Origin of the sequence: Paenibacillus phytorum, assembly GCF_013141715.1 — a bacterium.
Lineage (GTDB): Bacteria > Bacillota > Bacilli > Paenibacillales > NBRC-103111 > Paenibacillus_E > Paenibacillus_E phytorum.
Genome location: NZ_WHOA01000157.1, coordinates 1 through 1301, shown reverse-complemented (window position 1 = coordinate 1301; position 1301 = coordinate 1). Strand labels below are relative to the sequence as shown.

Sequence of the window (1301 nt, the reverse complement as noted above, 5' to 3'; positions counted from 1 at the left end):
AAGTAAAATAAAAATATCCCAATTATTAGCATAGGTGGCATTAGAATAAAATACTTCTTATTATACACGTTCATCCCCTCCCTTTTGTTTAATACTAACAAAAATACCATCCTTCTTGTTCAACTAATCTGCCCGTTAGTTGAGAAAACGACAGCCAGTAACACCAGCTGCCGTCCCTTTGAGCTTATTGAACAAACGGTTTGCAATAGGTAAGCATTTGATACAATCTCCAGCTTTTCCCCTGCTCCACACAGAGCGTGCCAGTTTCCAAGCACTCCGCGTTCCATCTAATTAAATGTACTTGATCAAAAGTTCCTCGTTACTCATTGATTTGGGATATGTTAAACTGGTTCTAACGCATATTTTTCACGGTATTTGTTGATCTGATCCATCATCAATTCCGTTAAAGCCAGTTTATTCTTGAGTACGTCAATCGTCTCTTTATGTGTTTGAAGAATAAGTTGTTGGATCTCTTTGTGGAGAATGCGCAAATTAGTAAACTTGTCATTTCCACCTAAGTGCAACGGGATATAGTGGTGGCAATGAACGTCGGATGCGAAGAGATACACGCCTGTAATTTCGCATTTCCCCATCTTCATGCTATACCGACTGATGCGATTATCCATATATTCTACACTTTGATTCGGGATGCTAGATTTCGTTAGTAAGTAGATTTCCTGACGTAAATCTGGTCGAAGTTTTTTGTATATTTGTTCTCTGCCGGCTGTGGTAAAGAGCGAAAGACCTTGACTAAAGCCCATCGTATTCTTTGTTTTCACGTTGGCAAGAGGATACAAATAAACATCAGCTACTTTAAATGTCCTGTAACCCAAGCTGTAAAATTTACTGTAAGTTGGCGGTGGATTTGCAGGATGGTCGTATTTCCCGATTTGTTTGAGACGATTGTACATGAAAGCTCGCAGATCGTAGGCAAGACGTGAGAACGCAACACTAACATGTGTTGCCCGATTAAAATAATTGTGAATTCCTAAAACAAAACTGTTGAACCTTGCAGCGTTTAGAGCCGTTGGCGAAGTTCTCATTTTGAGAATGTGTTTCTTGGCTTCGCTTTTGATTTTCTGCCTTTTGTTCGCTTTAATGCCGGTATGCGCTACTCGCTTCTGACCCTTTTTGTTTGCTCGGATTGTAAAACCAAGAAATTCCGATTCTCTTTATCGCAGATTGATGATTTGCGATTTCTCTGGTGAGACGTCGAGTTTCAGGCGGTCTTTGAGATACAGAACAACCGCATGATACCACCTCTGGGCAGACTTCCAATCACGACAAATGATTTTGAAGTC

At 40.3% G+C, this 1301-nt stretch carries 1 protein-coding gene; it reads right to left on the bottom strand.

Annotation, left to right across the window (positions count from 1 at the left end):
* Positions 1-341: 341 nt before the first annotated feature.
* Positions 342-1043: an HNH endonuclease gene (locus GC098_RS23575; protein ID WP_312880302.1), complete on the bottom strand. Its 702-nt coding sequence runs from the start codon at positions 1041-1043 to the stop codon at positions 342-344.
* Positions 1044-1301 lie beyond the last annotated feature (258 nt).

Coding starts and splice junctions, on each gene's coding strand:
- GC098_RS23575 (WP_312880302.1), bottom strand. CDS start 1,043: ATGAGAACTTCGCCAACGGCTCTAAACGCTGCAAGGTTCAACAGTTTT.